The sequence below is a fragment of the Bordetella bronchialis genome, from assembly GCF_001676705.1.
GTDB classification, from domain to species: domain Bacteria; phylum Pseudomonadota; class Gammaproteobacteria; order Burkholderiales; family Burkholderiaceae_B; genus Bordetella_C; species Bordetella_C bronchialis.
On record NZ_CP016170.1, the window covers coordinates 5,131,313 to 5,156,343 of the forward strand.

Sequence of the window (25,031 nt, forward strand, 5' to 3'; positions counted from 1 at the left end):
GCCGACAAGCGCCCGTTTTCGATTCCATCCGTGGCGCGCCAGGTCTCGCTACCTGACCCCGCCGCCGGACGAGCGGACCCGGAGCCGCCCTTATACCGAGAACGACGACCCGCAACCGCAGGTGGTGGTGGCGTTGGGGTTGCGGATGACGAACTGCGCGCCTTCCAGGTCTTCCTTGTAGTCGATCTCTGCGCCGACCAGGTACTGGAAGCTCATGGGATCCACCAGGAGCTGCACACCCGCTTTATCCAGCACCGTGTCGTCTTCGTTGACGACTTCATCGAAGGTGAAGCCATACTGGAAGCCGGAGCATCCGCCGCCCTGCACGAACACACGCAGCTTGAGCTCGGGGTTGCCCTCATCGGCCAACAGATCCTTGACCTTGGCTGCGGCGGCATCGGTGAAAATCAGCGGGGTCGGCGGTGCCGACTGCAGATCGACGGTTTCGGTTACTGCGTTCATTTCCTGACTCCTGCCCACTAGGGGCGTGGCCCGCTCCGGGCCTGTCCAATCCGTGAAGGGCGTCCAATACCGCCCTGATTTGGTCTTACTATAGCGCAGCGCCCCGGCGAATCAAAATGCGACCGGCGCCTGCTGCGACACCAGGACGGCGCCATCCTGGATCACCTCTACCGTGACTTCGGTGGGGGTGAAATCCGGCGGCACCGCCAGGATTCCTTCACTGTTGCGATACTGGTCGACCTCCAGCGGCACCAGGGGCGACGCTTCCGTAACGGCAGCCTGCGGGGGCGCCTCGGCCGCGGCCGCGGCCTGCAGCGGGGCCAGTGGCAGGCCGATCTGCTCGCCATCGCGCGCCCCCTTGGCGACGAAACGCAGGCTGCCCACGAAGGGAGCCAGGCCCGGCCGCGCACTGCGCATCAGCAGCACGCGATAGCGCAGGCCGGCCGGCACGCGGGCGATTTCCACCGCGCGTATCGAGACGGTGCCCGCCGGCCCGGCGGGAAACAGCTGGTCGTAGAACGCCAGCCGGTCGCGCAGTTGCCCGGCCTGGGCTTGCAGTGCCGCCACGGAGTCTTCCAGCGTACGGCGCGCCGCGCGTTCCACGGCCAGTTCCGCGTCGGATGCGGCCAGCTGGCCGCGCAGGGCCGATACCTGCGCCTGATCCTGCGCCGCCTGCGATTGCAAGGCCGCCAGTTGTTCCTGGGCCGATGCCCCCTGCCTGGCGGGCCAAAGCAGGACGACGATGGCCGCCAGGATGGCGGCCGTCACAAGCGCGCCCACCGCGCCGGCGATCAGGCCCAGCCGAAAACCCCGGTCGGAACGGGCATCCGGCCCGGCCTGGACCGGTTCGTCCGGATCCTGCCTGGTCATACCGGGCGCCCGCTCATGGGCCAACCTTGCCTGCGCCGGCCACGGCCTTCAAGGGAGAACGGCCACCTGACCCAGCCCGGTGTCTTCCGGCAGGCCGAACATCACGTTCATGTTCTGCACCGCCTGGCCGGCCGCGCCCTTCACCAGGTTGTCCTGCACCACCAGCACGATCAGCAGGTCCCCGCCCTCCGGCCGGTGCAGGGCGATACGCAAATCGTTGGAAGCGCGCACCGAGCGCGTTTCCGGCAGGCTGCCGGCAGGCATCACATCGACGAAGCGCTCGTTTTCGTAGCGCTTCTCGTACAAGGCCTGGAAGTCGGTGCCGCGCGCATCCGGCAGGATCCGGGCATAGATGGTGGAGTGCATACCGCGGATCATGGGCACCAGATGCGGCACGAAGGTCAGCCCGACCTTGCCGCCCGCCAGGCGCTCGAGCTGTTCCGAGATTTCGGGATGATGGCGATGCCCCGCCACCCCATAGGCCTTGAAGTTGTCGCTGGCCTCGGAGAACAGCAGGCCGATTTCAGCCTTGCGGCCCGCCCCGGAGACGCCGGACTTGCAGTCGGCGATCAGGGTTTGCGTGTCGACCAGCCGGGCGCCGTTTTCCAGGAGCGGCGCCAGGCCCAGCGCAACCGTGGTCGGATAGCAGCCGGGGTTTCCCACGACGCGGGCCTTGGCGACTTGCGCGCGGTTGATTTCCGGGATCCCGTACACGGCTTCTTTCAGGATGGCCGGGCAGGCGTGCGGCATCTTGTACCACTTCTCGAACACGGCCGTGTCCTGCAGGCGGAAGTCCGCCGCCAGGTCGATGATGCGGGTATCGGCGTCCAGCAGCGCCTGCGCCTGCGCCATCGCCACGCCGTGCGGCGTGGCGAAGAAGACGACATCGCAGTCGCCCAGCGGCGCTTTTTCCGGCGTGGAGAACGCCAGCTTCACGCGCCCACGCAGGTTGGGGAACATGTCGGCGACCGGCATGCCGTCTTCCTTGCGGGACGTGATGGCGGTGAGCTCCGCGTTGGGATGCTGGGACAACAGGCGCAGCAGCTCGACGCCGGTATATCCGGTCCCGCCTACGATGCCGACCTTGACGCGTGCGCTGGATGCTTGTGCCATGATTGCTGGTTCCTGCTGGTTCCGAAGGACGAATGGGAATTGTATCGCCGCGCCTGGCGGCCCCATGGACCAATCCGATACGCCGGTAGGCCCATATTTTCACTCCAGGGAAGGAACGACACCGCCGCCCCACCCCGCTGGATCGGACTGGACGGTTCCGCATCGACCCGTCCGGGTCCGCCCCATAAACAAAAAGGCCGCTTTCGCGGCCTTTTTGCTGGACATTAGCGCTTGCTGAACTGCTTGCGCCGACGTGCCTTGCGAAGGCCGACTTTCTTACGTTCGACTTCTCGCGCATCGCGCGTGACCAGGCCGGCCTGCGACAGGGCGGGCTTGAGCGTGGCGTCGTAATCGATCAGGGCGCGGGTGATGCCGTGGCGCACGGCGCCAGCCTGGCCGGATTCACCGCCGCCGTGGACGTTGACCTTGACGTCGAACGATTCCAGGTGGCCGGTCAGTTCCAGCGGTTGACGCACGACCATGCGGCCGGTTTCGCGCGCGAAGAACTCGTCGACGGGCTTGCCGTTGACGACGATCTTGCCCGTGCCTTTTTTGAGGAACACGCGGGCCACCGACGTCTTGCGGCGGCCGGTTCCGTAATTCCAGTTACCGATCATGGCGATTCCTTAGATTTCCAGCGGCTTGGGCTGCTGGGCGGTGTGCGGATGCTCGGCACCGGCGTACACCTTCAGTTTCTTGATCATGGCATAGCCCAGCGGACCCTTCGGCAGCATGCCCTTGACCGCCTTCTGGATGGCACGGCCCGGGAAGCGCTGCTGCAGCTTTTCGAAATTGGTCTCGCGTATGCCGCCCGGGTACGTCGTGTGGCGGAAGTACTTCTTGTCCTGCGACTTGTTCCCGGTGACGACGATGTCCGCCGCGTTGATGATGACGATGTAATCGCCCGTATCGACGTGAGGCGTGAATTCGGGTTTGTGCTTACCACGCAGACGGTGTGCGACTTCGCTGGCCACACGACCGAGGACCTTGCCCTTCGCGTCGATCACAAACCACTCACGCTTGACTTCGTGCGGCTTTGCCACAAAGGTCTTCATGATGGTTCCTGAATGAATATGTTCACCCGCCGGAAATCGGCCGGGGTGTTTTTCCCTCGCGTTTTTTCGACCTGCCTAAGCGTTATCAGCCGCCCGTGCTGGTGGAAATGAGGGAAAGCTGTCGATTCTAGCACGAAATCGCTCAAAAATTGAGCGACACGGCGGAAGGAGATTTGTAACGGGCCCGTCCACGCGGCCGCCCGGCCGCCACGGCCGGCGCGGAATGGCCCTGGCCCTGGGCCCGGTTCCGTCCCGGGTGCGGCTATCGCACGCCGGCGCCGCCGCTCCGGCGGCGTCCCGGCCGCGCGGATTCAGGCGCCCAGATACGCTTCCAGCACCCGGGGATGCCCGAGCAGTTCCCGGCCCGTGCCCGACAGCGCCAGGGCGCCGTTTTCCAGCACGTAGCCATGGCCGGCGATCTTCAGCGCCTGGCGGACGTTCTGCTCTACCAGGAACAGGGTCAGGCCGTCGGCGTTGATGGCCCGCAGGGCGCGGAAGATTTCCTGCACCACGATCGGGGCCAGGCCCATGGAAGGTTCGTCCAGCAGCAGCAGGCGCGGCTTGGCCATCAGGGCGCGGCCGATGGCCAGCATCTGCTGTTCGCCGCCCGACAGGTTGCCGGCGATGCCGTCCAGCCTTTCCTTCAGCCGCGGGAACAGGTTGAACACGTACTCCAGGTCGGTGCCGGTCTCGGCGCGCCCGCGCCGGTAGGCGCCCAGCTCCAGGTTCTCCCGCACCGTCATGGTGGTCAGGATGGCCCGCCCTTCCGGGACCTGCACGATGCCGCGCGCCACGATCTGGTGGGGCGCCAGGCGGGTGATGTCCTCGCCCTCGAAAATGACGGCGCCCTTGGCCTTGGGCAGCAGGCCGGACAGGGCAAGCAGGGTGGTGGACTTGCCCGCGCCGTTGGCGCCCACCAGGGCGGTGATCTCGCCCGATCGCAGGGTCATGTCCACCCCGCGCACGGCCTCGATATGTCCGTAGTTCACTTCCAGGCCGCGGATTTCCAGCATGGCGGTCATGCGTGCACCTCCCGCGCGGCGTCCTCTTCGTCGTCGCGGCCCAGGTAGGCCTCGATGACCTGTTCGTTGGTGCGGATGGCCTCGGGCGGACCGCTGGTGATGATCTTGCCGAAGTTCAGGACTGCGATGGTCTCGCACAGCCCCATGACGAAACGCATATCGTGTTCGATCATCAGGATGGTATAGCCGCGGGCGCGGATGGCTTCGATTTCGCGCATCAGCTCGGCGCGCTCGCCGGTATTCATGCCCGCGACGGGCTCGTCGAGCAACAGCAGGCGCGGCTCGGTGGCCAGCGCGCGGGCCAGCTCCAGGCGGCGCTGCTCGCCATAGGAAAGGTTATCGGCCAGGTCGTGCGCCTTGTGGTCCAGGCGCATCCAGGACAACAGCTCCAGCGCGCGCTCGCGCGCCTTGGCCTCGTGCCGGCGGAAACCGGGCAGGCTGAACAGCATCCCGGCCACGCCGTAATGCATATGCCGATAGGCGCCCACCACGACGTTTTCCAGCAGCGTCATTTCCTTGAACAGGCGGATGTTCTGGAAGGTACGCGCGATGCCGGCTCGCGTGATCTGGTGCGGCGCGGATCCGATCAGGCTTTGTCCGGCGAAACGCACCTTACCGCCGCTGGGCCGCAGCAGGCCGGTGATGATGTTGAATACCGTCGTCTTGCCGGCGCCATTGGGCCCGATCAGGCCGAAGATGGCGCCTTCGGGTACGTGCAGATTGACGTCCTGCAGCACATGCAGGCCGCCGAAACGCATGGAAATGGAAGAGAGCTCAAGCATGGCGCCCGCCCCCCTTGCGCATCCAGCGCGCGAAACGCGCCGGATCCCAGATGCCTTGCGGCAGGAATAGCACGATCAGCACGAGAATCAATCCATTGGCGACCAGCCGGAAATCGCTGAAGCCGCGCAGCACTTCCGGCAAAAGCGTAATGATGGCACTGCCCACCACCGGCCCCGGCAGCCCGCCGATGCCGCCCAGGATGGCCATGGTCAGGATCTCCACGCCTCGGTCGAAGCCGTATTCGCCCGGGCCGATGAAGAATGTCAGGTGGGCGTTGAGCGCGCCGGCCAGCCCGGCGATCATCGCCCCCAGGATGAAGGCCAGCATCTTGTTGGCCCGGACATTGATGCCCATCAGGCCGGCCGCGGTCTCGTCGCCGCGTATCGCGTCGAAGGCGCGGCCCAGCTTGGATACGCGCACGCGCCACAGCACCAGCAGCACGAGCGCCAGCGCCAGCGCCACATGCCACCACTGCGTCGACTGCGGGATGCCGTTCAGTCCCAGCGCGCCGCCGGTGAGCGATTCGGTATTCAGGACGGTGACCCGGACGACTTCGCCGAAGCCCAGGGTGGCCATGGCCAGATAAACCCCGGACAGCCGTATCGTGGGCAGGCCGATCAGCGCGGCCACCACGGCGGGAGCGGCCATGCCGCCAGCCAGGGCCACGGAGAACGGCGCGTCGTAGTTCATCGTGAGGATGGCCGCGGTATAGGCGCCGATGCCCATGAAGGCCGCGTTGGCCATCGCGAGCATGCCGCACGCCAGGGTCAGCCAGATCGACAATGCCAGCAGGGCGTTGGTGCCGAGCGTCAGCACCACATTGCCGTAGATGGCCCAGAAACTATCGAATGCATTCATGATCAATCAGGCCTTGCGTTGCACCACTTTGCCGAACAGGCCCTGGGGGCGCACCAGCAGGATCAGGAAAAGCAGGCCGAAGGCCACGGCATCGCGCATGGTCGAACCGATGTAGGCCACGGACAGCACCTCGGCGAAGCCCAGGAACAGGCCGCCCAGCATCGCGCCGCGGATGTCGCCCATGCCGCCCAGGATGATGACCGCGATGCCCTTGTGCAGCATGGGCTGGCCCATCAGGGGATAGAGCGCGTTCGAATACAGGCCGATCAGCAGGCCGGCCACGCCGCCCAGCCCGCCGGCCAGGAAGGACGTCAACAGGAACAGCTGTTCCACGTTGATGCCCAGCAGCCAGGCGGCCTTGGGCGATTCGGCGATGGCGCGCAAGGCGCGGCCGAACTGGGTGCGCCGCATCACCACCATGAGCACGGCCATCAGCGCGAAGGACAGGAAGATGATCGCCAGCTCGATCGCGGTGACATGGATGCCGGCCACGACCAGGGTGTCGTCCGGCACCACGCCCGGGGGGAAGCGCAGATTGTTGGCGCCGTAGATGCCCTGGATGCCGTTATTCAGCACGATGCCCACGCCGATGGTGGCGATCATGGGAATCAGGTGCGGCGCATTGCGCCGGCGCAGGGGCTTCAATACCAGCCAGTCGATCAATGCACCCAGGGCGCCGGCCACCACGAAGGTCAGGACCAGCGAGATCCATAGCGGAATGCCCAGCTTGGTAATGATGGACAGGGCCGCATAGGCGCCGACCATGAAAACCGCGCCATGCGACAGGTTGATAATGCCCAGCACGCCGAAGACCAGCGTGAATCCCAGGGCGAAAAGGGCGTACACGCAGCCCAGCGACAGGGCATTGACGAATTGTTGTTCCAACATACCGGGACTTCCGAATCGAAAACGCCTTGCGGGCCGCGGCCGGCGCAGCCTGCAAGGCGTCGGAGGCGGCGTTCAGCCGCGCTCGCGCACAGGATTTACTTTTCTATGACGTACTTGCCGTTTTCCGTCTTGCTGACGATAGGCGCTTGCTCGGCGTCGTAGCCCGCGGGCTTGCCGGCACGGTCCTTGGCCTGACGGAACTTGAAGGGGCCGGTGGCGCCCGTCCATTGCACGTCGGGCAGCGCGTCGCGCACGGCGGCGCGATCGGCGGCCAGGTCGCCCTTGAGCTGCACTTTCTTCAGCGCCTGGGCGACGATGTACATGGCGTCGTACGCCTGCGCCGAGAACTGGTCCGGCGCGATGTTGTACTTGGCCTTGTAGGCGTCGATGAACTTGGTGTTCTCGGGCGTCTTGTTCTCGATGGACCAGGGACTGCCGATCCACAGATTGTTGGAGGCGGCGCCCGGCGCCAGTTCGAAGATCTTGACCGAGTTCATGCCGTTGCCGCCGATGACCGGCACGTTCAGGCCCAGCTGGCGCGCCTGCACCATGATGGGACCGCCCTCGGCCAGCAGCGCGGACAGCACGATGGCGTCCGGGTTGGTGCCCTTGATCTTGGTCAGCTGGGCCTTGAAGTCGACGTCGCCCTTGGCGAAGGTTTCCGTGGTGGTGACCGGGATCTTCAGGTCTTCCAGGGCCTTCTTGAAGTTGTCGTAGCCGCTCTTGGTGAAGACGTCGTCATTGCCGTACAGCACGGCGACATTCTTTAGGCCGACCTTGTTCTTGACGGTGGTCAGCGTGGCCGGCAGCACGTCGGCTTCGGTGACCGAATTGCGGAAGATGTAGTTGCCGATGGAGGTAATGCCGTCGGCCGTATTCGAGGTGCCGAAGGCGACCGTCTTGGCCGCCTGGGCGATGGGATCGGCGGCCTGCGCGGAATTCGACAGCGTCGGGCCGAAGGTCATCAGGACCTTGTCCTGGAAGATCAGCTTCTTGAAGACATTGATGGCTTCTTCTTTCTTGCCCTGTTCGTCTTCGATGACCAGGGCGATCTTGTTGCCGTTGATCCCGCCCGCGGCGTTGATCTCGTCCGCGGCCAGCTGGAAGCCGTTGCGGATGGAGATGCCGTACTGGGCGGCGCCGCCGGACAGGGCCTCGGCCACGCCCAGCTTGATCTCGGCCGCGTGGGCGGCGGGCAGGATGGCGCTGGCGACCACGGCCGCCAACAGGGTGTATGTCGTCTTCATGGGAAAGCCTCTCTCACGGGCGTTATATGTCTGCGCGAGGGTCTGCGCCTCGCTGGATGAGCAGGCCCGTGCCGGCCGGGCCGGCGCGGACAAGTCCGCCATTATTACTCGAATTGCCAGATTTGTTGCGGGTTGCAACCCCATTACCCGCCGAAAGGCCGGTAAAACGCGACCTTTTCGCCGCATCGCCGGCCCCGGTGGGCGGCAAGCCGGGCACGATGCCCCGCGCACCGGCCTGGCATCGCCGCGGCCGGGCCACCGCTGCCGGCGGCACCGGGCCGGCCGTCATGCCCCGGCGATCGCCATCTGCTCGATCAGGATCGAGCCGGTGGACTTGGTCCCGCGGGCAATGGTGTCGGCGCCGACGGCGACGATCTGCCGGAACATGTCCTTCAGGTTGCCGGCGATGGTGACTTCCTGCACGGCGTGCTGGATCTGGCCGTTTTCCACCCAGTAGCCGAATGCGCCCCGGGAATAATCGCCGGTGACGTAGTTGACGCCCTGCCCGATCAGCTCCGTCACCATAAATCCGGTGCCCATTTTCCTGAGCATGGCGGGCAGGTCGTCGGCGGGATCGGTCAGGCGCGAACGCAGCGTCAGGTTGTGCGAACCGCCGGCATTGCCGGTGGTGCGCATGCCCAGCTTGCGGGCCGTATAGGTGGAGAGGAAATAGCCTTGCAGCACGCCGCCCGTGACCACGTCGCGCGCCCGCGTGACGACGCCTTCGTCGTCGAAGGGGGAGCTGCCCATGGCCCCGGCGATGTGCGGATCCTCGGCGATGTCGATATGGTCGGCGAAGACGGGCTTGCCCAGGCTATCGAGCAGGAAGCTGGCCTTGCGATACAGGGCGCCGCCATTGGCGGCCTGCGTCAGCGCCCCCAGCAGGCCCAGCGCCAGGGGGGCCTCGAACAGCACGGGAAACTTGCCGGTGCGGATGCGGCGGGCGGACAAGCGGGACAGCGCGCGCTCGGCGGCATAGCGGCCGACGGCTTCGGGATCGGCCAGGTTGCGGGCATCGCGTTCGCTGCTGTACCAGTAGTCGCGCTGCATGCCGTTGCCACGGCCGGCGATGGGCGCCACCGACAGGCTGTGGCGCGAATAGGGATAGCCGCCCAGGAAGCCGCGGGTATTGCCCATGACGAACTGGCCTTCGAAGGTGCCGACCGAAGCGCCCTCGGTATTGGTAATGCGCGGATCCACGGCGCGCGACGCGCGCTCCGCGCGCAGGGCCAGTTCGGCGGCTTCCTCGGTGCCGATGGCCCAGGGATAATGCAGCGCCAGGTCCGGGTACTGGCGTGCCAGCAGATCTTCGTCCGGCAAGCCGGCGGCCGGGTCTTCGGCCGTGTGGCTGGCGATGTGCCAGGCGGCTTCCACGGTTTCCCGCAGCGCGGCCTCGGAAAAATCGGAAGTGGACGCCGAACCGCGGCGCTGGCCGGCATAGACCGTGACGTCCAGCGACCGGTCGCGCGTCTGCTCCACGGTCTCGATATCGTTCTTGCGCACCGATACCGACAGGCCCAGGCTTTCGGAGACTTCCGCGACCGCGTCGCTCGCGCCGACCTTGCGCGCATGGTCCAGGACGCTTTGGACCAGTTCACTGAACCGGGCGTGGTTTTCGGCGACCGGCAGGGAGGAGGAATAGGTGACCATTGAAACTCGCTTGAGAGAGACAGGTATCATAGCCAAGTCCGCCTATCCGCTGTTCCAACAATGTCAGAAATAACCGAGTCCGCGGCCGACGAGGACGACGGCTACGACCGCCCCAGCAAATCCCAGGTCAAGCGCGAAATGCTTGCCCTGACGGAACTGGGCAAGCAGTTGATCGCCCTTTCGCCCGAACGCCTGCGCCAGCTGCCGCTGGCCGAACGCCTGTACGACGCCATCCGCGAAGCCCAGCGCACCACCAGCCGCGAAGGCCTGCGGCGGCAGACGCATTACGTGGGCAAGCTGATGCGCGACGCGCCCGCCGACGACATCCGCCGCCAGCTGGACGCCTGGGAGAACGGCTCGCGCGAGGAAACCGCCTCGATGCATCGCCTGGAAAACCTGCGCGACCGGCTGCTGGACGACGATGCCGTCCTGACCGAACTGCTGTCGCGCAACCCCGGCGTGGACGCGCAGCAGTTGCGCACCCTGATCCGCGAAGCGCGCAAGGAAGCGCGCGCCAATGCCGCCCTGGCCCAGGGCCAGGAGCCCAGGCGCAAGCACTATCGCGCCCTGTTCCAGGCCCTCAAGACCCTGCAGCCCTGACCCAGTGACCAAGGCCCACGCCATGACCGCAGACTCCACCCCCGACCTGCTGGACAGCATCGAGCTCGAAACCGGCCCCAACCCCACGCACGCGGTCATCTGGCTGCACGGCCTGGGCGCCGACGGCAACGACTTCGCGCCCATCGTGCCGGAACTGCGGCTGCCCGCCGCGCCCGCCGTGCGCTTCGTCTTCCCGCACGCGCCGGTGCAGGCCGTGACCATCAACGGCGGCATGCACATGCGCTCCTGGTACGACATCCTGGTCATGGACCTGGTGCGCCAGGAGGACGCGGCCGGCATCCGCCGTTCCGAGGCCGCCGTGCGCGCCCTCATCGCACGCGAAAACGCCCGCGGCATTCCGACCTCGCGCATCGTCCTGGCCGGATTTTCCCAAGGCTGCGCGGTCACGCTGCACACGGGGCTGCGGCTGCCGGAAAAACTGGCCGGGATGATGGGCCTGTCCGGCTATCTGCCCCTGCTGGACCTGGCCGCCGCGGAACGCCAGGCGGCCAACGCCGACACGCCGATTTTCCTGGCCCACGGCGACTACGACCCCGTGGTGAACATCGCCCGCGCCACCGCGTCGCGCGACATGCTGCGTACGCTGGGCCACGACGTGCGCTGGCACACCTATCCCATGCAACACTCGGTGTGCGCCGAAGAAGTCGCCGATATCCGGGAATTCCTGCTGCAGGTACTCAAGTAGCCCGCACGCCGGGCGTACCGACGCCCGGCACGGCGGCGTTCGCGCGCGCCCCGTGGGGACGGCCCAGGTCCAGCCACACCCGCCGCATGGATGGATCGTCCCGGTCGGGATCGTTTTTCAGGCCCAGGCTCGTCATGAGCCGCAGCATGGGGCGGTTGTCCGCCAGCACCAGCCCTTCTATATATTCCAGGCCCTGCTCGCGCGCGGCGTCGATCAGCATGCTCATCAGGCGGCGGCCCAGGCCGCGCCCCTGCCACGCATCGGCCACTACCAGGGCGTACTCCGCGCCGCGTCCGTCGGGATTGCGCAGGTAGTGCGCCAGGCCGATCACGGCGTCGTGGCGGTGGCCGCGGTGGGCGGGATTGGGTAGTTCGGTGGTCGCCACCAGGGCGAGCTCGCGGTCATAGTCCACCTGGGTGTAGCGCGCCAGCATGCGCGGCGTCAGCTCGCGCATCATCGAGACGAAGCGCATGTAGCGCGACCGCTCCGACAATTCCCGGATAAAGCCCTGCAAGGCATCGGCGTCTTCGGGCCGGATGGGCCGTACGATCCACGGCGTGCCATCGTCGAAGCGCAGCACCTGCACCAGCCGCGCCGGATAGGGATGGATGGCCATGTGCGGATAGCCGCCCAGGTGCACGCACTGGGCAGCCGGCTGCGCGGTCAACCCCACCCGCATGGAGCGGGCGTACAAGCGCGCTTCGCCGGCATAGAGCGGATCGATTTCCAGCGTCTCGATATCCGGCACGTCGGTAATCAGTTCGGATATGCGCACCAGCACCTGCTGCAGGGTCTCGAAGGCCGCGATGCCCATGCGGTGCGCGAGCACCTTGCGCCATAGGCTGCTGCGCTCTATCAGTTGCTGCGCCAGGAAACCGTTGAGCGGCGGCAGGTCCATGCCGCGGTCCGCGGCGTTCAGCACCGCGTCCGGGCCGCCCGCCGCGAAACGGATCACCGGGCCGAAGCGCGCATCCCGATGCACACGTATGGCCATCGGACGGGACAAGGGCTCGAAGGCTCCACTGGGCATCGCGTCCTGTATGGGAACCAGGTACGTCGACAGCAGGTCGCGGGCCTCGGCGGGCGCCAGGGCATGGCGGCCATCGCGGCGCGCGGCGTCCACGATGGCCTGCGCCGCGCCCGGCACGGGCTGCGGGCCCTGCGGCAGCGGGGGCTGCGACTGCAGCAGCAGTTGCTGGTTGTAATAGTGCGTGGACAGCACGCCGAAGGCATCGGCGGCCGATTCCGGCGTCCGGAAGGCCGAAGTGCCCGCATTGTCCAGCATGCGGCGCAAGGGCCGCATGCCGGCATCGCCCATGAAACAGGACACGATGGGCTTGCGCGCGCGGGGCGCGATCTGCGCCAGGCGCTCGGCCACCGCGCGCAGGTCCGCCAAGGCGTCCGGCGCCAGCAGCACCAGGACGCCGTCCACGCCGGCGTCGTCGATCAAGGCATCCAATACCGCCTGTGCGGTGTCGGGCGTCAAGGGTGCGTGGGTGATGACGGGATTGCCCACCGCGCACCCCGGCTCGAGCAGCCCCGTCAGCGCCTGCACGGTCGCTTGAGACAGCTCGGCCCGCGACACGGCGGCGTCCGGGCCGATCAGATCCAGCGCGAGCTGCGGCGGACCGCTGCCATTGGAGAACAAGGCGACCCGGCGACCGCGTGGGCGGCGGGCATAGCCCAGTACCTTCAGCGCCGAGAACAGCTGCACGAAGTAGCGCACCCGCACCGCGCCGGCACGGCGCAGCACGGCATCGAACACGGCATCGTCGCCGCCGCCGCGGCCGGCCTTAAGCACCACCACCGGCTTGGCGCTGGCCGCGGCGCGCAGGGCGCTGATGAACGGACGGGCGGGGCCGACGTCTTCCAGATACAGCGCGATGCTGTCGGTGCGAGGGTCGGTGGCCAGGTAGTCGAGCACGGGGCCCAGTCCCACGATGGCTTCGTCGCCCAGGGCGATGGCGGTCGAAAAGCCGATTTGCGCGTCTTCCGCCCAGTCCATGACGGCGGCGATGATGGAGCGCGACTGCGCCACCAGCGCGACGCGTCCGTCGCGCGCCAGGGTGGGATGCTGGCTGAAATTCAGGCCGGCATGGGGACGTTGCACGCCGAAGGCGCGCGGACCCAGCAGCTTGCAGCGGTTTTCCTGCGCCCAGGCCTGGCACAGGGCGACCGTCCCGCGCGGATAGGGATCCGGCTGTTCATGCGGCAGGACGATCAGCGCGCGCGGCGCGCGGGGCGTCAACCGCCGCAGGGTTTCGGCGAAGACCGAGGGCGCCACGCACAGGAGTGCAAGATCGGGGCGCTCGCCCTCGTCCAGGCCGGCCAGGGTGTCGGGAATGTCGGGCGCCACGCCGGGCGGGCATGCCAGGCAAGTCGTGCGCGCGCGCAGCCCCGCGGGCAGCGAGGCCGTGCCCGGCAGGGGCCGGTCCGCGATGATGAGCAAGGACCGCGGATCGAACAGAGAAGCCAGCGCGTGTCGAAGCATGGTCTGCCACCCTATTCTAAAATGCCGCCATCGCGCAATATAACCGCCGGCCTTTCCGATGACTCAGACTTCCAATTCCCGCGTCCGCACCCGCTTCGCCCCTTCGCCCACCGGCTACCTGCATCTGGGCGGCGCACGCACGGCGCTTTTCTCGTGGGCCTTCGCCCGCCACCACGGCGGCGTATTCATCCTGCGCATCGAGGACACCGACGTCGAGCGGTCCACGCCCGAGGCGGTGCAGGCCATCCTGGACAGCATGGACTGGCTGGGCATGCAACCCGACGAGGGCCCCTTCTACCAGATGCGCCGCATGGACCGCTACCGCGAAGTCGTGGCCCAGATGCTGGCCGCCGGCACCGCCTACCACTGCTACTGCACGCCCGAGGAAGTGGAAGCCATGCGCGAACGCGCCCGCGCCCAGGGACTGAAGCCCCGCTATGACGGCACCTGGCGCCCCGAACCGGGCAAGACCCTGCCGCCCGTGCCGCAAGGCCGCCAGCCCGTCGTGCGGTTCAAGAACCCGCTGACCGGCGTCACCAGCTGGAACGATATGGTCAAGGGACCGATCAGCTTCGACAATGGCGAGCTGGACGACCTGATCATCGCGCGCCCCGACGGCACGCCCACGTACAATTTCTGCGTCGTGGTGGACGACTGGGACATGGGCATCACGCACGTCCTGCGGGGCGACGACCACGTCAACAATACGCCCCGGCAGATCAACATCCTGCGCGCGCTGGGCGCGCAATTGCCGGAATACGGCCACGTGCCCATGATCCTGGGGCCCGACGGCGAAAAACTGTCCAAGCGGCATGGCGCGGTCAGCGTCATGGAATACGACAAGGACGGCTACCTGCCGGAAGCCATGATCAATTACCTGGCCCGCCTGGGCTGGAGCCACGGCGACGACGAACTCTTCAGCCGCGAGCAGCTGGTGCAGTGGTTCGACACCCGGCATTTGTCGAAGTCCGCCTCGCAGTGGGATCCCAAGAAGCTGAATTGGGTCAACGCCCATTATTTGCGGCAGCTGGCCGATGCCGACCTGGCGCAGCGCGTGGCCCCGCGTATCGCCCGCCGCGGCGGCGATCCCGCGGCGGCGGACCTGCCCGCCGTCATGGCGCTGTTGAAGGACCGGGCCGAAACGCTGGAACAACTGGCCGACGGCGCGATGCTGTTCTGCGGCCCCTACGCCGGCGCGCCCGTCGAACTCGCGGCCCAGCACCTGACCGAACCGGCCCGCGAGGCCCTGCAAGCATTCGCGGCGGAAGCAGGCGCCGCGGAATGGACCAAAGAGGCCCTGTCCGCCGCGATCAAGCGTGTGCTGGCCGCCCGGGGAATGAAAATGCCGCAGCTGGCGATCCCCCTGCGCGTGGCCGTCACCGGCCAGACGCAGACGCCCGCCATCGATGCGGTATTGGCCCTGCTGGGCAAGGAGAAAGTCCTGCAACGGCTGCAGCGGGCGCTGGGCTGAGTCGGTCGCATCCAGCCAGGGCGGTCCGCGCCAGAGGGGACGCGCGTATCGGGCGAAGCGTACCGGGGCGTGCGGTTTGCCCGCCAGGCCCCGGCGCGCTAACGCAGCAAATATCCCGGCGGCATCTTGCGTGCTTTCAGCACTTCCCCGCCGGGCTTCTGCTCGCGCAGCACCAGCGTCGCCTGGTTCACGCTTTCCACCTTGTAGCGGTTGGTGTAGATCGGGTCCGAGGGATCGACCGGGTCGCCGTTGGATTCCGTGGTCTGCATGGTGTAGACGCCGTTGGCGAAGGACCAGCAGCCCGTTTCGTCCAGCCCGGGCCGCGACTTGTTGCGGATCTTGAGCTGCGTTTGATAGCGCATCTTGCCATCCGGCGAAAGCACCATCACGGTCTGCTGCGTGCCCGCCACGCCGCGCGGCGTGGTCACCGAATACCAGGTTCCGGCCAGCGCATCGGCGCCGGAGCTGGCCGCGCAGGCGACGGGTTTGGGGGGTGGCGCGGGCTGGGACGCGGGGTGCGGCGAATCCTTCCTGGTCGCGCAACCCGCCAGAATAAACGCGGCGCAGGCAACGCCGGCGTAACGCGAAAACGCACTGCTCATGAAATCCTCACAGACCACCGAGATGTCCGCATTTGCGCGGGAAAAACGCATCGGTGTGACATCTCGATTCTGAATACCGCCGCGGCAAGACGCAATGTCCATGCCCGTCGCGAGCGCGCTTGCCATGGCTTTTGTGCGAACCGCGCAACATCCCGGCCGCACGGCGGAGATGGCGCGGGCAAACGCGCACGCGATCAGGCGGCGTGCGGCGAGCGCGCGGCCTGGTCGCGCAGCAGCGCCTCCATCCTGGACGCCGCGGGCGACAAGGTCCGCCCCGCCAGGCGTGTAATGCCCAACGAGCGGCCGATGCGCGGCCGGCGCAGCGGCACGAAGGCGAGGCTGCGCGCATCCGGCGGTTTGCCGAGCTCCGCCAGCACGGTGACGCCCACGCCGCGTTCCAGCATGGCCGTCAGCGACATCATGTGCGACACGAACAGCGGCGTATCCGCCATGAAGGCGGCGGCACGGTGGCCGGCCAGTTGCCGATGCGCCACCGTACCGATGAGCGGCAGCGCCGCGATCTCTTTCCATGTCACCCATGACCGGCCCGCCAGGGGATGATCGTTCCGGCACACCAGGCCGAATTCGTCGCGCCACAGCGGCTCGAAGGCCAGCCGCTTGTCGCGCAGCACCGGGCTGCATATGCCCAGTTCCACCTGCCCCGACAGGACCATGCGCTCCACGCCTTCCGAGTTGTCGTCGTAAAGCCGCATGGCCACGCCTGGATGCGTCGCGCGGTAGCGTGCCACTGCCTCGGGTATCCACAGCCATGCCGCCGTGGCCACCGCCGCCAGCGTCAACAGGCCGGTTTCGCTGCGCGCCAGGCCGCCCAGGCTCATGGCGACCCTGTCGTGATGATCGACCAGCTCGCGGGCCAGCGGCAGGCAGGACGCTCCGAAGCGCGTCAATGTGACCCGCGCGCCACGCTCGAACAGCGGCTGGCCCAGGCGCTGCTCCATCTCGCGGATGGACAGCGACAGGGCGGGCTGGGAGCGGAATGCGCGCGCGGCCGCGGCGCGGAAGCTGCGCAGCTCCGCCACCAGCAGAAAATGCCGGTAATGCGTGATGGACAGATCCGGAAGCTGGCTCATGAAAGGAAAGGCTCCGAGGTATTTGCCGGGCTTATTATCGAATAGAAAAAATAAATTTTTCTGATCGGAACGCGGGCCCTACCATTCGCCGCATGGACACACTCTCCACGCCCTTTGCCCTGCCGGACTTCGACGTGGTCGACCGCCTGCCTTCGCAGGCGGCAGGCGAAGGCCGCCTGGTGATAGGCGCGCGGGGCGCCCCGGCGCGCCCCTCTTTGCTCTTCGTGCCGGGCGCCTTCCACGGCGCCTGGTGCTATGCCGCGTATCTGCAATATTTCGCGGCGCACGGTATCGGCTGCGCCGCGCTGGACCTTCCCGGCCATGGCTGGCTGCCGCAAACCCCGGAGTTCCATCGCTACGGCGTGCGCGACTACGGCCGCTGCGTCGCCCAGGCCATGGATCTGATCGAAGGCCCTGTCATCGTGGCGGGACACAGCATGGGCGCCTTGCCCGTGCTGTACGCGGCCACCGTGCGGGAAGTCGCCGCCGTCGTACTGATGGCCCCTTCGCCGCCCCGCAACGTCCCCGGCGCGCGGGCGTTGCCGCCCGTTCCCCCCGATGCCAGCAGGCCACCGCCTGGACTGGAGGCCATACGGCGCCGCTTTACCGGCGAAATGACCCGCGACGAAGTGGCCGCCGTCGCGATCCGCCTTTGCCCCGAAAGCGCGGAAGCCATGAACGACCGCTATCTGCTGCGGCTGGAGATACCGCCGCATGCGGTGAACGCGCCGGGCCTTTGCCTGGAGGCCGGCGACGACGATGCCGAACGTCATCCCCCCGGACAGGACAAGGCGGTGGCGGACCTTTACGGTTTCGAATACCGCCTGCTGCCCAGCCTGCCCCACTGCATGATGTACGCACGGGGCTGGGAAGAAAGCGCCGCCGCCATCCACGGCTGGTACCGGCGCAGCTTTCCGGACTGAGCCGCCCCGGTCCCGGACGATTACCCGCTTCGCGCGCCTATATCTATATATATAGAGAGCATGGCCGGGGCGACGAAGCGATGCAGCGCACACTGGAGACAACGAGGATGGGCGCGTCGCGACTCCGCGCCATCCCTGACCGCGATAAGGAACCACAATGAAAAGCCATAAAAAGCTGTCGGCATTGCTCGTGATGTGCGGCGTGTGCGCGATGGCGCCGGCGGGCGCGGCGGAGTGGCCGGATCGTCCCGTGACGATCGTCGTGCCCTCCGCCGCGGGCGGCGCCGCCGACCTGACTGCCCGCACCTTCGCCCAATTCCTGGGGGCCAGGACGCGACAGAGCGTGGTGGTGGAAGACCGCCCGGGCGCGGGCGGCATCGTCGGCACCAATGCGGTCAAGTCGGCGCCGGCCGACGGCTACACCTTCCTGCTGTCCACCAATTCCACGCAGGCGGCCAATCCCTATCTGTATAAATCGCTGCCCTACGACCCGCTCAAGGATTTCCGCCAGGTTGGGATACTGGGCACTTTCGGGTCGGTGGCGGTGGTCGCCCCCGCCAGCCCCTTCCACAGCATGCCGCAGTTGGTGGATGCCGCGAAACAGCACCCCGGCAAGGTGTTCTACGGCTACTACAGTTCCTCGTCGCAGGTGCCTTCGGCGCTGCTGAAGGCGCGAGCCGGGTTGCAGATAGACGGCGCGGCATACAAGAATGTCACGCAGATCATCACCGACCTGCGCGGCGGCCAGATCGATTTCGCCTTCGTCGATTACCTGACCGCCATGGGGCAGATCGACGGCAAGGGACTGCGCGCCATCGCCGTCACCGGCGAAGCCCCCCACCCCGCCTGGCCCGACGTACCCACCATGTCGTCGTATTACCCCGGCTTCGTCGTACTGGGATGGCTGGGCCTGTCCGCGCCCGCCGGCACGCCCGAGGCGGTCGTCCAGGCCATGAACCGCTATCTTGCGGAAGCGGTGGACGACCCGGAGGTACGCGGCAAGCTGACCCGGCTGGGGCTGCAGCCGCAACGCATGGACGTAGCCCGCTTCGAGTCCTTCGTCCGCGAGGATGGCGAACGCTGGAAGCAGTGGATCGCCACGGCGGGCATCGCGCCGCAATAGCGCCCCGCAGGGGCGCCGATCCCCCTTCCATGCGACAATCGCGAGTGACGAAGCGGGCACTTCGCCGTCAGACAAGATAACGCCCCACCGATATAATTCGTAACAACTTAAAGAAGTATCGCGTTTCAAATCGCGCTTGTAGCCATCCCCAACCACCACTAGAATTTGGCCTGGGATCGGGGATAGACACAACATCTTGTGGTTAGGGACCAGGGCCGGGCGCTTCCCGGCCTGCCTGCGTCCATTGGTAACCGCAACCTCTCCCTGGCAAGACTCGAATATCCAAGCGCGACGCCGGTCGCGCTTTCCACTACGCACAGGAGCTTCCATGCAGCACACTTCGATCGCCTCTGTGACTCGGCCCAGCGCCGTGCCGCCTTCCAACGATGAACAGTCGACCTCCGCGTCCGGCCAATGGGCCGGCTACCAGGTCATCCGCCGCAACGGCGCGGTGGTCGGCTTCGAACCCAGCAAAATCGCCATCGCGATGACCAAGGCCTTCCTGGCCGTCAACGGCGGCCAGGGCGCCGCGTCCGCCCGCGTGCGCGAGCTGGTCGACACGCTGACGCGGCAGGCCGTCAACGCGCTGCTGCGCAACCGCCCCAACGGCGGCACCTTCCATATCGAGGAAATCCAGGATCAGGTCGAACTGGCGCTGATGCGTTCCGGCGAGCACGACGTGGCCCGCGCCTATGTGCTGTACCGCGAAAAGCGTTCGCAGGAACGCGCCGCCGCCGAGCACGTCAAGCCGGCCGCCGCGGCGCAGCCCGAACATGTGCTGAATGTCACCGACCAGGGCGTGAAGCGCCCGCTGGACCTGGCCGCGCTGCGCGCCACCATCGAAGCGGCCGGGGAAGGCCTGTCCGACTACATCGACGCCGAGACCATCCTGAAGGAAACGGTCAAGAACCTGTACGACGGCATCCCGGTCGACGAAGTCTTCAAGTCGGCGATCCTGTCGGCGCGCGCGCTGGTCGAAAAAGACCCGGCCTACAGCCAGGTCACCGCGCGCCTGCTGCTGCACACGATCCGCAAGGAAGTCCTGGGCGAGGAAGTCTCGCAGGCGCAGATGGCGCAGCGCTATGCGGAATACTTCCCGACGTTCATCTCGCGCGGGATCGAGGGCGGCCTGGTCGACGCCAAGCTGGCGCAGTTCGACCTGCCGCGGCTGGCCGCGGCGCTGGACGCCAAGCGCGACCTGCAATTCAGCTACCTGGGCCTGCAGACCCTGTACGACCGCTACTTCCTGCACATCCGTGGCCGCCGCATCGAGTTGCCGCAGGTGTTCTACATGCGCGTGGCCATGGGCCTCGCGCTGGGCGAAACGCAGCCGGGCGTCGACCGCGAAGCGCGCGCCATCCAGTTCTACGAGACGCTGTCGTCCTTCGACTTCATGAGCTCCACGCCCACGCTGTTCAACTCGGGCACCCTGCACTCGCAGCTGTCGTCGTGCTACCTGACCACGGTCTCGGACGACCTGGAAGGCATCTACGACGCCATCAAGGAAAACGCGCTGCTGGCCAAGTACGCCGGCGGCCTGGGCAACGACTGGACCCCGGTACGCGCCTTGCGTAGCCACATCAAAGGCACCAACGGCGAAAGCCAGGGCGTGGTCCCCTTCCTGAAGGTCGTCAACGACACCGCGGTCGCGGTGAACCAGGGCGGCAAGCGCAAGGGCGCCGTCTGCACTTACCTGGAAACGTGGCACCTGGACATCGAGGAATTCCTGGAACTGCGCAAGAACACCGGCGACGAACGACGCCGCACGCATGACATGAACACCGCCAACTGGATCCCCGACCTGTTCATGAAGCGCGTCATGGAAAATGGCGAGTGGACGCTGTTTTCGCCTTCGGATTGCCCCGACCTGCACGACAAGTACGGCCGCGAGTTCGAACAGGCCTACCTGGGCTATGAAGCCAAGGTGGCCAGCGGCGAACTGAAGCTCTACAAGAAGATGCCCGCCGTCACGCTGTGGCGCAAGATGCTGTCCATGCTGTTCGAAACCGGCCATCCCTGGATCACGTTCAAGGATCCCTGCAACATCCGCTCGCCGCAGCAGCACGTCGGCGTGGTGCACAGCTCCAACCTCTGCACCGAGATCACGCTGAACACCAACGAATCCGAAATCGCGGTGTGCAACCTGGGCTCGGTGAACCTGGTCGCGCACATGAAGCCCACCGCCAACGGCGGCTACGAGCTGGACCTGGAAAAACTGAAGCGCACGATCGGCGTGGCGATGCGCATGCTGGACAACGTCATCGACATCAACTACTACGCCGTCAAGAAGGCCAAGGACTCCAACGAGCGCCATCGCCCGGTGGGCCTGGGTATCATGGGCTTCCAGGATTGCCTGCACATGATGCGCGTGCCGTACGCGTCGCAAGCCGCGGTGGAATTCGCCGATCGCTCGATGGAAGCGGTGTGCTATTACGCGTACTGGGCTTCGAGCGAGCTGGCCGAAGAACGCGGCCACTATCCCACCTACAAGGGTTCGCTGTGGGACCGTGGCATTCTTCCGCAAGACACGTTGAAGATGCTGCTCGAAGAGCGTGGCGGTAATGTCGATGTCGATATGTCGTCCACGCTGGATTGGGATGCGTTGCGTGCGCGCATCAAAGCGCATGGCATGCGCAACTCCAATTGCGTGGCAATCGCCCCAACCGCGACGATTTCCAATATCATTGGCGTATCTGCGTGCATCGAACCCACTTACCAGAACTTGTACGTTAAATCGAATCTCTCCGGCGAGTTCACGGTCGTCAACGAATACCTCGTACGCGACTTGAAGAAACTCGGTCTCTGGGACGAAGTCATGGTCGCCGACCTCAAGTACTTCGACGGCAGCCTGTCCCGTATCGATCGCGTGCCTGCTGAACTCCGCGAAATCTACGCCACCGCGTTCGAAGTCGAACCGCGTTGGCTGGTGGAATGCGCGTCGCGTCGCCAGAAGTGGATCGATCAATCGCAGTCGCTCAATATTTATATGGCCGGCGCATCGGGCAAGAAGCTCGACGAAACCTACAAGCTGGCCTGGCAGCGTGCCCTCAAGACCACGTACTACCTGCGCACGCTGGGCGCCACCAGCGCCGAAAAATCCACCGGTCGCGGCGGCGAGTTGAACGCCGTCGCGTCGGGCAGCCAGACCGGCACGGCGGCCGCCTCCGCGGCCCCGGTCCTGCCGGAACCTGAAATCGTCGGAGCGGTTTGCACCATGCGGCCGGGCGATCCCGGCTTCGAAGAGTGCGAAGCCTGCCAGTAATCGACCGCCTCCGGAGAATTTCACATGATCAATTGGGAAGACGACAACGTCGCAACGCAACCGGGCCAGCCCGCCGCCAAGCCGGCGGCCGGCATGCCGGCGCGCGCGTCGACGGGCGCCTTCGACGACGCCGCGCTGCCCGCGGCCGCGCCGGCGCAAGCCGGCTCGCAGCCGGGCAGCAGCGCACAGCGCGTCAAGGTCGCCGACAAGCGCATCATCAACGGCCAGACCGACGTCAATCAGCTGGTCCCGTTCAAATACAAATGGGCCTGGGAAAAGTACCTGGCCACCTGCGCCAACCACTGGATGCCGCAGGAAATCAACATGTCGCGCGACATCGCGCTGTGGAAGAACCCCACCGGGCTGACGGAAGACGAGCGCCGCATCGTCAAGCGCAACCTGGGTTTCTTCGTCACGGCCGATTCGCTGGCCGCAAACAATATCGTGCTGGGCACCTACCGGCACATCACGGCCCCGGAATGCCGCCAGTTCCTGCTGCGCCAGGCATTCGAAGAGGCCATCCATACCCACGCTTACCAATACATCGTCGAAAGCCTGGACCTGGACGAATCGGAAATCTTCAACGCCTATAACGAGATTCCGTCCATCCGCGCCAAGGACGAATTCCTGATCCCGTTCATCGACGCGATCGCGGACCCGAACTTCCACACCGGCACGCCGGAAGCCGACCAGAAGCTGCTGAAGTCGCTGATCGTCTTCGCCTGCCTGATGGAAGGCCTGTTCTTCTATGTCGGGTTCACGCAGATCCTGGCGCTGGGGCGCCAGAACAAGATGACCGGCGCTGCCGAACAGTACATGTACATCCTGCGCGATGAATCCATGCACTGCAATTTCGGCATCGACCTGATCAACACCATCAAGCTCGAGAATCCGCACCTCTGGACGCCCGAGTTCCGTGAAGAAATCCGTGCTCTTTTCCTGAAGGCCGTCGAACTGGAATACGCCTACGCCGAAGACACCATGCCGCGCGGTGTGCTGGGCCTGAATGCGCCGATGTTCAAGTCGTATCTGCGCTTCATCGCCAATCGCCGCTGCCAGCAGATCGGTATCGAAGCATTGTTCCCGCAGGAAGAAAATCCCTTCCCGTGGATGGCGGAAATGATCGACCTCAAGAAAGAACGAAACTTTTTCGAAACTCGAGTCATCGAATACCAAACCGGAGGCACGCTGAGCTGGGAATAAACCGGTCCAGGGTGTCGGAAGCAACGTAGCGATAGGCGACGCGGATGGCCGCGTCGCCTGTCGGCGCCATTTGAAATGGCTCGCGCCAGAAGGAGCGGGGGCCATATCAAATGGCAGTGCCGTATTCATTAGCGCACATCGAAGCAGGCTGTCGCCCGTATGGGGCAGCGGGTATGCGCCGATGAATAGCCCGGGCATCGACCACGCCAGAAGGCATGGGCGGGTGCACGGGTTTAAGTTCTGGGACCCCTGAACCTAAGGAGCAATGCCATGGCAACTGCCAAGAAGGCCGCCAAGAAGGCGGTTAAGAAGACCGCAGCCAAAAAAGCTGTGAAGAAGGCCCCCGCCAAGAAGGCTGTCAAGAAGACCGCCGTCAAGAAGGTCGCCACCAAGAAGACCGCAGTCAAAAAAGTCGCTGCCAAGAAAGTAGCGAAGAAGGCTGTCAAGAAGGCGCCGGCCAAGAAGGTAGCGAAGAAAGCCACCGTCAAGAAAGCCGCCGTCAAGAAAGTCGCCGCCAAGAAGGCCCCGGCCAAGAAAGCCGCGGTCAAGAAGGTAGCGGCCAAGAAGGCTGCCAAGAAGGCGCCCGCCAAGAAAGCGGCCGCCAAAAAGGCGCCTGCCAAAAAGGCTGCTGCGAAAAAGCCTGCCGCCAAGAAGCCTGCTGCAAAGAAGGCTGCCGCCAAGAAGCCGGCCACGCCGCCTTCGACCGCTGCCGCGCCGGGTGCGAAGACCGCGCTGAACCCTGCCGCGTCGTGGCCGTTCCCGACCGGCGGCCGTCCGTAAGGTCGACACCGCAGCACTGTAGTACGAAAGCCACCTGGCGTTGCCAGGTGGCTTTTTTGCCTTGGGAAGAAAAGCAGGCCATGACATCGTGCGACAATTGGCCTGCCGTAAGACCCCTTTCTAATACTTCTTTCCAACAAAGCAGGCGGCCATGTTCGGCGATATCTTCCGTTTTCTGCTCGACACGCTTTTCACCCTGTTCGGCGCCGCGCTGATCGCGCGGGCATGGATGCATGCCGTGCGCATGCATCCCTTCAACCCGGTGGCCCGCTTCATATACCAGGCCACCAACTGGCTGGTGAATCCCTTGCGGCGCATCGTCCCGTCGGCCGGCCCGATCGACTGGGCCGCGCTGATCGCCGCATGGGTCACCGCGCTGGTCTATCTGCTGCTGATGTGGGTGACGTCCCTGGGCATGATCATCCCGCTTTCCGCGTTGCCGATGGCCTTGGGCATTTCCTTCCTGACCGTGGTCAAGTGGGTCTTCAACCTGATCGTCTGGGTCACGCTGGCACAGGCCATCCTGTCCTGGGTCAATCCCGGCGCGCCGCTGATGCCGGTGCTGCAGGCATTGACGGATCCGCTGCTCGATCCCATCCGCCGCATCCTGCCGCGTACGCCTATCGATTTTTCGCCGCTGGTGCTGCTGGTGCTGGCGCAAGTGGCCCTGATGATCATCACACGCATCACCTACGCCGCGTTCGGCTTGTAGCGGGCGATGAAAAAGCCTGTCTTGCGGTGGCAAGACAGGCTTTTGCTTTTCGGCAACGGCATCCGCGACTGTGAATGACGTTGCCCGTCGATCCCGCTTCAGGGACGGCCGGGCATGCC

23 protein-coding genes are annotated in these 25,031 nt (G+C 66.0%); 9 read left to right on the forward strand and 14 right to left on the reverse strand.

What is annotated here, in order from left to right; genetic code table 11:
* Nucleotides 1-90 precede the first annotated feature (90 nt).
* The 11 genes from erpA to pmbA form a co-directional block, all read right to left on the reverse strand.
* A complete protein-coding gene (gene erpA / locus BAU06_RS22500) occupies nt 91-462 on the reverse strand; it encodes an iron-sulfur cluster insertion protein ErpA (protein ID WP_066355850.1) in 372 nt (123 codons plus the stop codon).
* A gap of 111 nt (nt 463-573) precedes the next feature.
* Nucleotides 574-1,332, reverse strand: coding sequence for a DUF6776 family protein (locus BAU06_RS22505; RefSeq protein WP_066355852.1), 759 nt, complete (start codon nt 1,330-1,332; stop codon nt 574-576).
* A 48-nt stretch (nt 1,333-1,380) separates the two neighbouring features.
* Complete coding sequence (gene argC / locus BAU06_RS22510; protein WP_066355854.1) at nt 1,381-2,445, reverse strand: N-acetyl-gamma-glutamyl-phosphate reductase; 1,065 nt, start codon at nt 2,443-2,445, stop codon at nt 1,381-1,383.
* Nucleotides 2,446-2,669: 224 nt separating this feature from the next.
* Complete coding sequence (rpsI, locus tag BAU06_RS22515) at nt 2,670-3,062, reverse strand: 30S ribosomal protein S9 (protein ID WP_066355857.1); 393 nt, start codon at nt 3,060-3,062, stop codon at nt 2,670-2,672.
* Nucleotides 3,063-3,071: 9 nt separating this feature from the next.
* Nucleotides 3,072-3,500 (reverse strand): 50S ribosomal protein L13, encoded by a 429-nt coding sequence (rplM, locus tag BAU06_RS22520; protein ID WP_066355861.1) that lies wholly within the window; start codon nt 3,498-3,500, stop codon nt 3,072-3,074.
* 311 nt (nt 3,501-3,811) lie between these two features.
* The gene (locus BAU06_RS22525; protein ID WP_066355864.1) at nt 3,812-4,522 is read right to left on the reverse strand and encodes an ABC transporter ATP-binding protein; all 711 of its coding nucleotides are present in this window, start codon (nt 4,520-4,522) and stop codon (nt 3,812-3,814) included.
* Nucleotides 4,519-5,304, reverse strand: coding sequence for an ABC transporter ATP-binding protein (locus BAU06_RS22530; RefSeq protein WP_066355867.1), 786 nt, complete (start codon nt 5,302-5,304; stop codon nt 4,519-4,521). Before BAU06_RS22530 ends, BAU06_RS22525 begins: the two co-directional genes overlap by 4 nt.
* Complete coding sequence (locus BAU06_RS22535; protein WP_066359586.1) at nt 5,297-6,163, reverse strand: branched-chain amino acid ABC transporter permease; 867 nt, start codon at nt 6,161-6,163, stop codon at nt 5,297-5,299. The genes BAU06_RS22530 and BAU06_RS22535 overlap by 8 nt, the downstream gene beginning before the upstream one ends.
* Nucleotides 6,164-6,169: 6 nt before the next feature.
* Nucleotides 6,170-7,051: a branched-chain amino acid ABC transporter permease gene (locus BAU06_RS22540; RefSeq protein WP_066355870.1), complete on the reverse strand. Its 882-nt coding sequence runs from the start codon at nt 7,049-7,051 to the stop codon at nt 6,170-6,172.
* A gap of 95 nt (nt 7,052-7,146) precedes the next feature.
* Entirely contained in the window at nt 7,147-8,298 is a 1,152-nt protein-coding gene (locus tag BAU06_RS22545; protein ID WP_066355871.1) for an ABC transporter substrate-binding protein, read from the reverse strand.
* Between the two features lie 285 nt (nt 8,299-8,583).
* The gene (gene pmbA / locus BAU06_RS22550) at nt 8,584-9,948 is read right to left on the reverse strand and encodes a metalloprotease PmbA (protein WP_066355873.1); all 1,365 of its coding nucleotides are present in this window, start codon (nt 9,946-9,948) and stop codon (nt 8,584-8,586) included.
* A 60-nt stretch (nt 9,949-10,008) separates the two neighbouring features.
* On the opposite strand from pmbA, the gene yjgA reads away from it, so the two are divergent.
* Entirely contained in the window at nt 10,009-10,548 is a 540-nt protein-coding gene (gene yjgA / locus BAU06_RS22555; RefSeq protein ID WP_066355874.1) for a ribosome biogenesis factor YjgA, read from the forward strand.
* Between the two features lie 22 nt (nt 10,549-10,570).
* Nucleotides 10,571-11,254 carry an alpha/beta hydrolase gene (locus tag BAU06_RS22560; protein ID WP_066355876.1) on the forward strand — a complete coding sequence of 228 codons (684 nt, stop codon included), beginning with the start codon at nt 10,571-10,573 and terminating at the stop codon, nt 11,252-11,254.
* Here BAU06_RS22560 and BAU06_RS22565 read toward each other — a convergent pair.
* Complete coding sequence (locus tag BAU06_RS22565) at nt 11,247-13,745, reverse strand: bifunctional acetate--CoA ligase family protein/GNAT family N-acetyltransferase (RefSeq protein ID WP_082993788.1); 2,499 nt, start codon at nt 13,743-13,745, stop codon at nt 11,247-11,249. The two genes, BAU06_RS22560 and BAU06_RS22565, sit on opposite strands and share 8 nt — an antisense overlap.
* Before the next feature lie 58 nt (nt 13,746-13,803).
* Here BAU06_RS22565 and gltX point away from each other — a divergent pair, with 58 nt between their 5' ends.
* Nucleotides 13,804-15,216 (forward strand): glutamate--tRNA ligase, encoded by a 1,413-nt coding sequence (gltX, locus tag BAU06_RS22570; protein WP_066355877.1) that lies wholly within the window; start codon nt 13,804-13,806, stop codon nt 15,214-15,216.
* 98 nt (nt 15,217-15,314) lie between these two features.
* Here the strand turns inward: gltX and BAU06_RS22575 are convergent, their stop codons facing one another.
* Together BAU06_RS22575 and BAU06_RS22580 are read right to left on the reverse strand one after the other, a co-directional pair.
* A complete protein-coding gene (locus BAU06_RS22575) occupies nt 15,315-15,818 on the reverse strand; it encodes a hypothetical protein (RefSeq protein WP_066359588.1) in 504 nt (167 codons plus the stop codon).
* A gap of 194 nt (nt 15,819-16,012) precedes the next feature.
* Nucleotides 16,013-16,909: a LysR substrate-binding domain-containing protein gene (locus BAU06_RS22580; RefSeq protein WP_066355878.1), complete on the reverse strand. Its 897-nt coding sequence runs from the start codon at nt 16,907-16,909 to the stop codon at nt 16,013-16,015.
* A gap of 92 nt (nt 16,910-17,001) precedes the next feature.
* On the opposite strand from BAU06_RS22580, the gene BAU06_RS22585 reads away from it, so the two are divergent.
* The 6 genes from BAU06_RS22585 to BAU06_RS22610 all read left to right on the forward strand — a co-directional run bounded on the left by BAU06_RS22585 (nt 17,002) and on the right by BAU06_RS22610 (nt 24,912).
* Nucleotides 17,002-17,832, forward strand: a complete 831-nt coding sequence (locus BAU06_RS22585) for an alpha/beta hydrolase (protein ID WP_066355880.1) — start codon at nt 17,002-17,004, stop codon at nt 17,830-17,832.
* 157 nt (nt 17,833-17,989) lie between these two features.
* Entirely contained in the window at nt 17,990-18,955 is a 966-nt protein-coding gene (locus BAU06_RS22590; protein WP_066355884.1) for a Bug family tripartite tricarboxylate transporter substrate binding protein, read from the forward strand.
* Nucleotides 18,956-19,283: 328 nt separating this feature from the next.
* Nucleotides 19,284-22,217, forward strand: coding sequence for a ribonucleoside-diphosphate reductase subunit alpha (locus BAU06_RS22595; RefSeq protein ID WP_066355886.1), 2,934 nt, complete (start codon nt 19,284-19,286; stop codon nt 22,215-22,217).
* Nucleotides 22,218-22,241: 24 nt separating this feature from the next.
* Entirely contained in the window at nt 22,242-23,420 is a 1,179-nt protein-coding gene (locus BAU06_RS22600) for a ribonucleotide-diphosphate reductase subunit beta (protein WP_066355888.1), read from the forward strand.
* 270 nt (nt 23,421-23,690) lie between these two features.
* Entirely contained in the window at nt 23,691-24,200 is a 510-nt protein-coding gene (locus BAU06_RS26355) for a histone H1-like DNA-binding protein (protein ID WP_082988419.1), read from the forward strand.
* Between the two features lie 151 nt (nt 24,201-24,351).
* Nucleotides 24,352-24,912, forward strand: coding sequence for a YggT family protein (locus BAU06_RS22610; RefSeq protein WP_066355891.1), 561 nt, complete (start codon nt 24,352-24,354; stop codon nt 24,910-24,912).
* Nucleotides 24,913-25,031 lie beyond the last annotated feature (119 nt).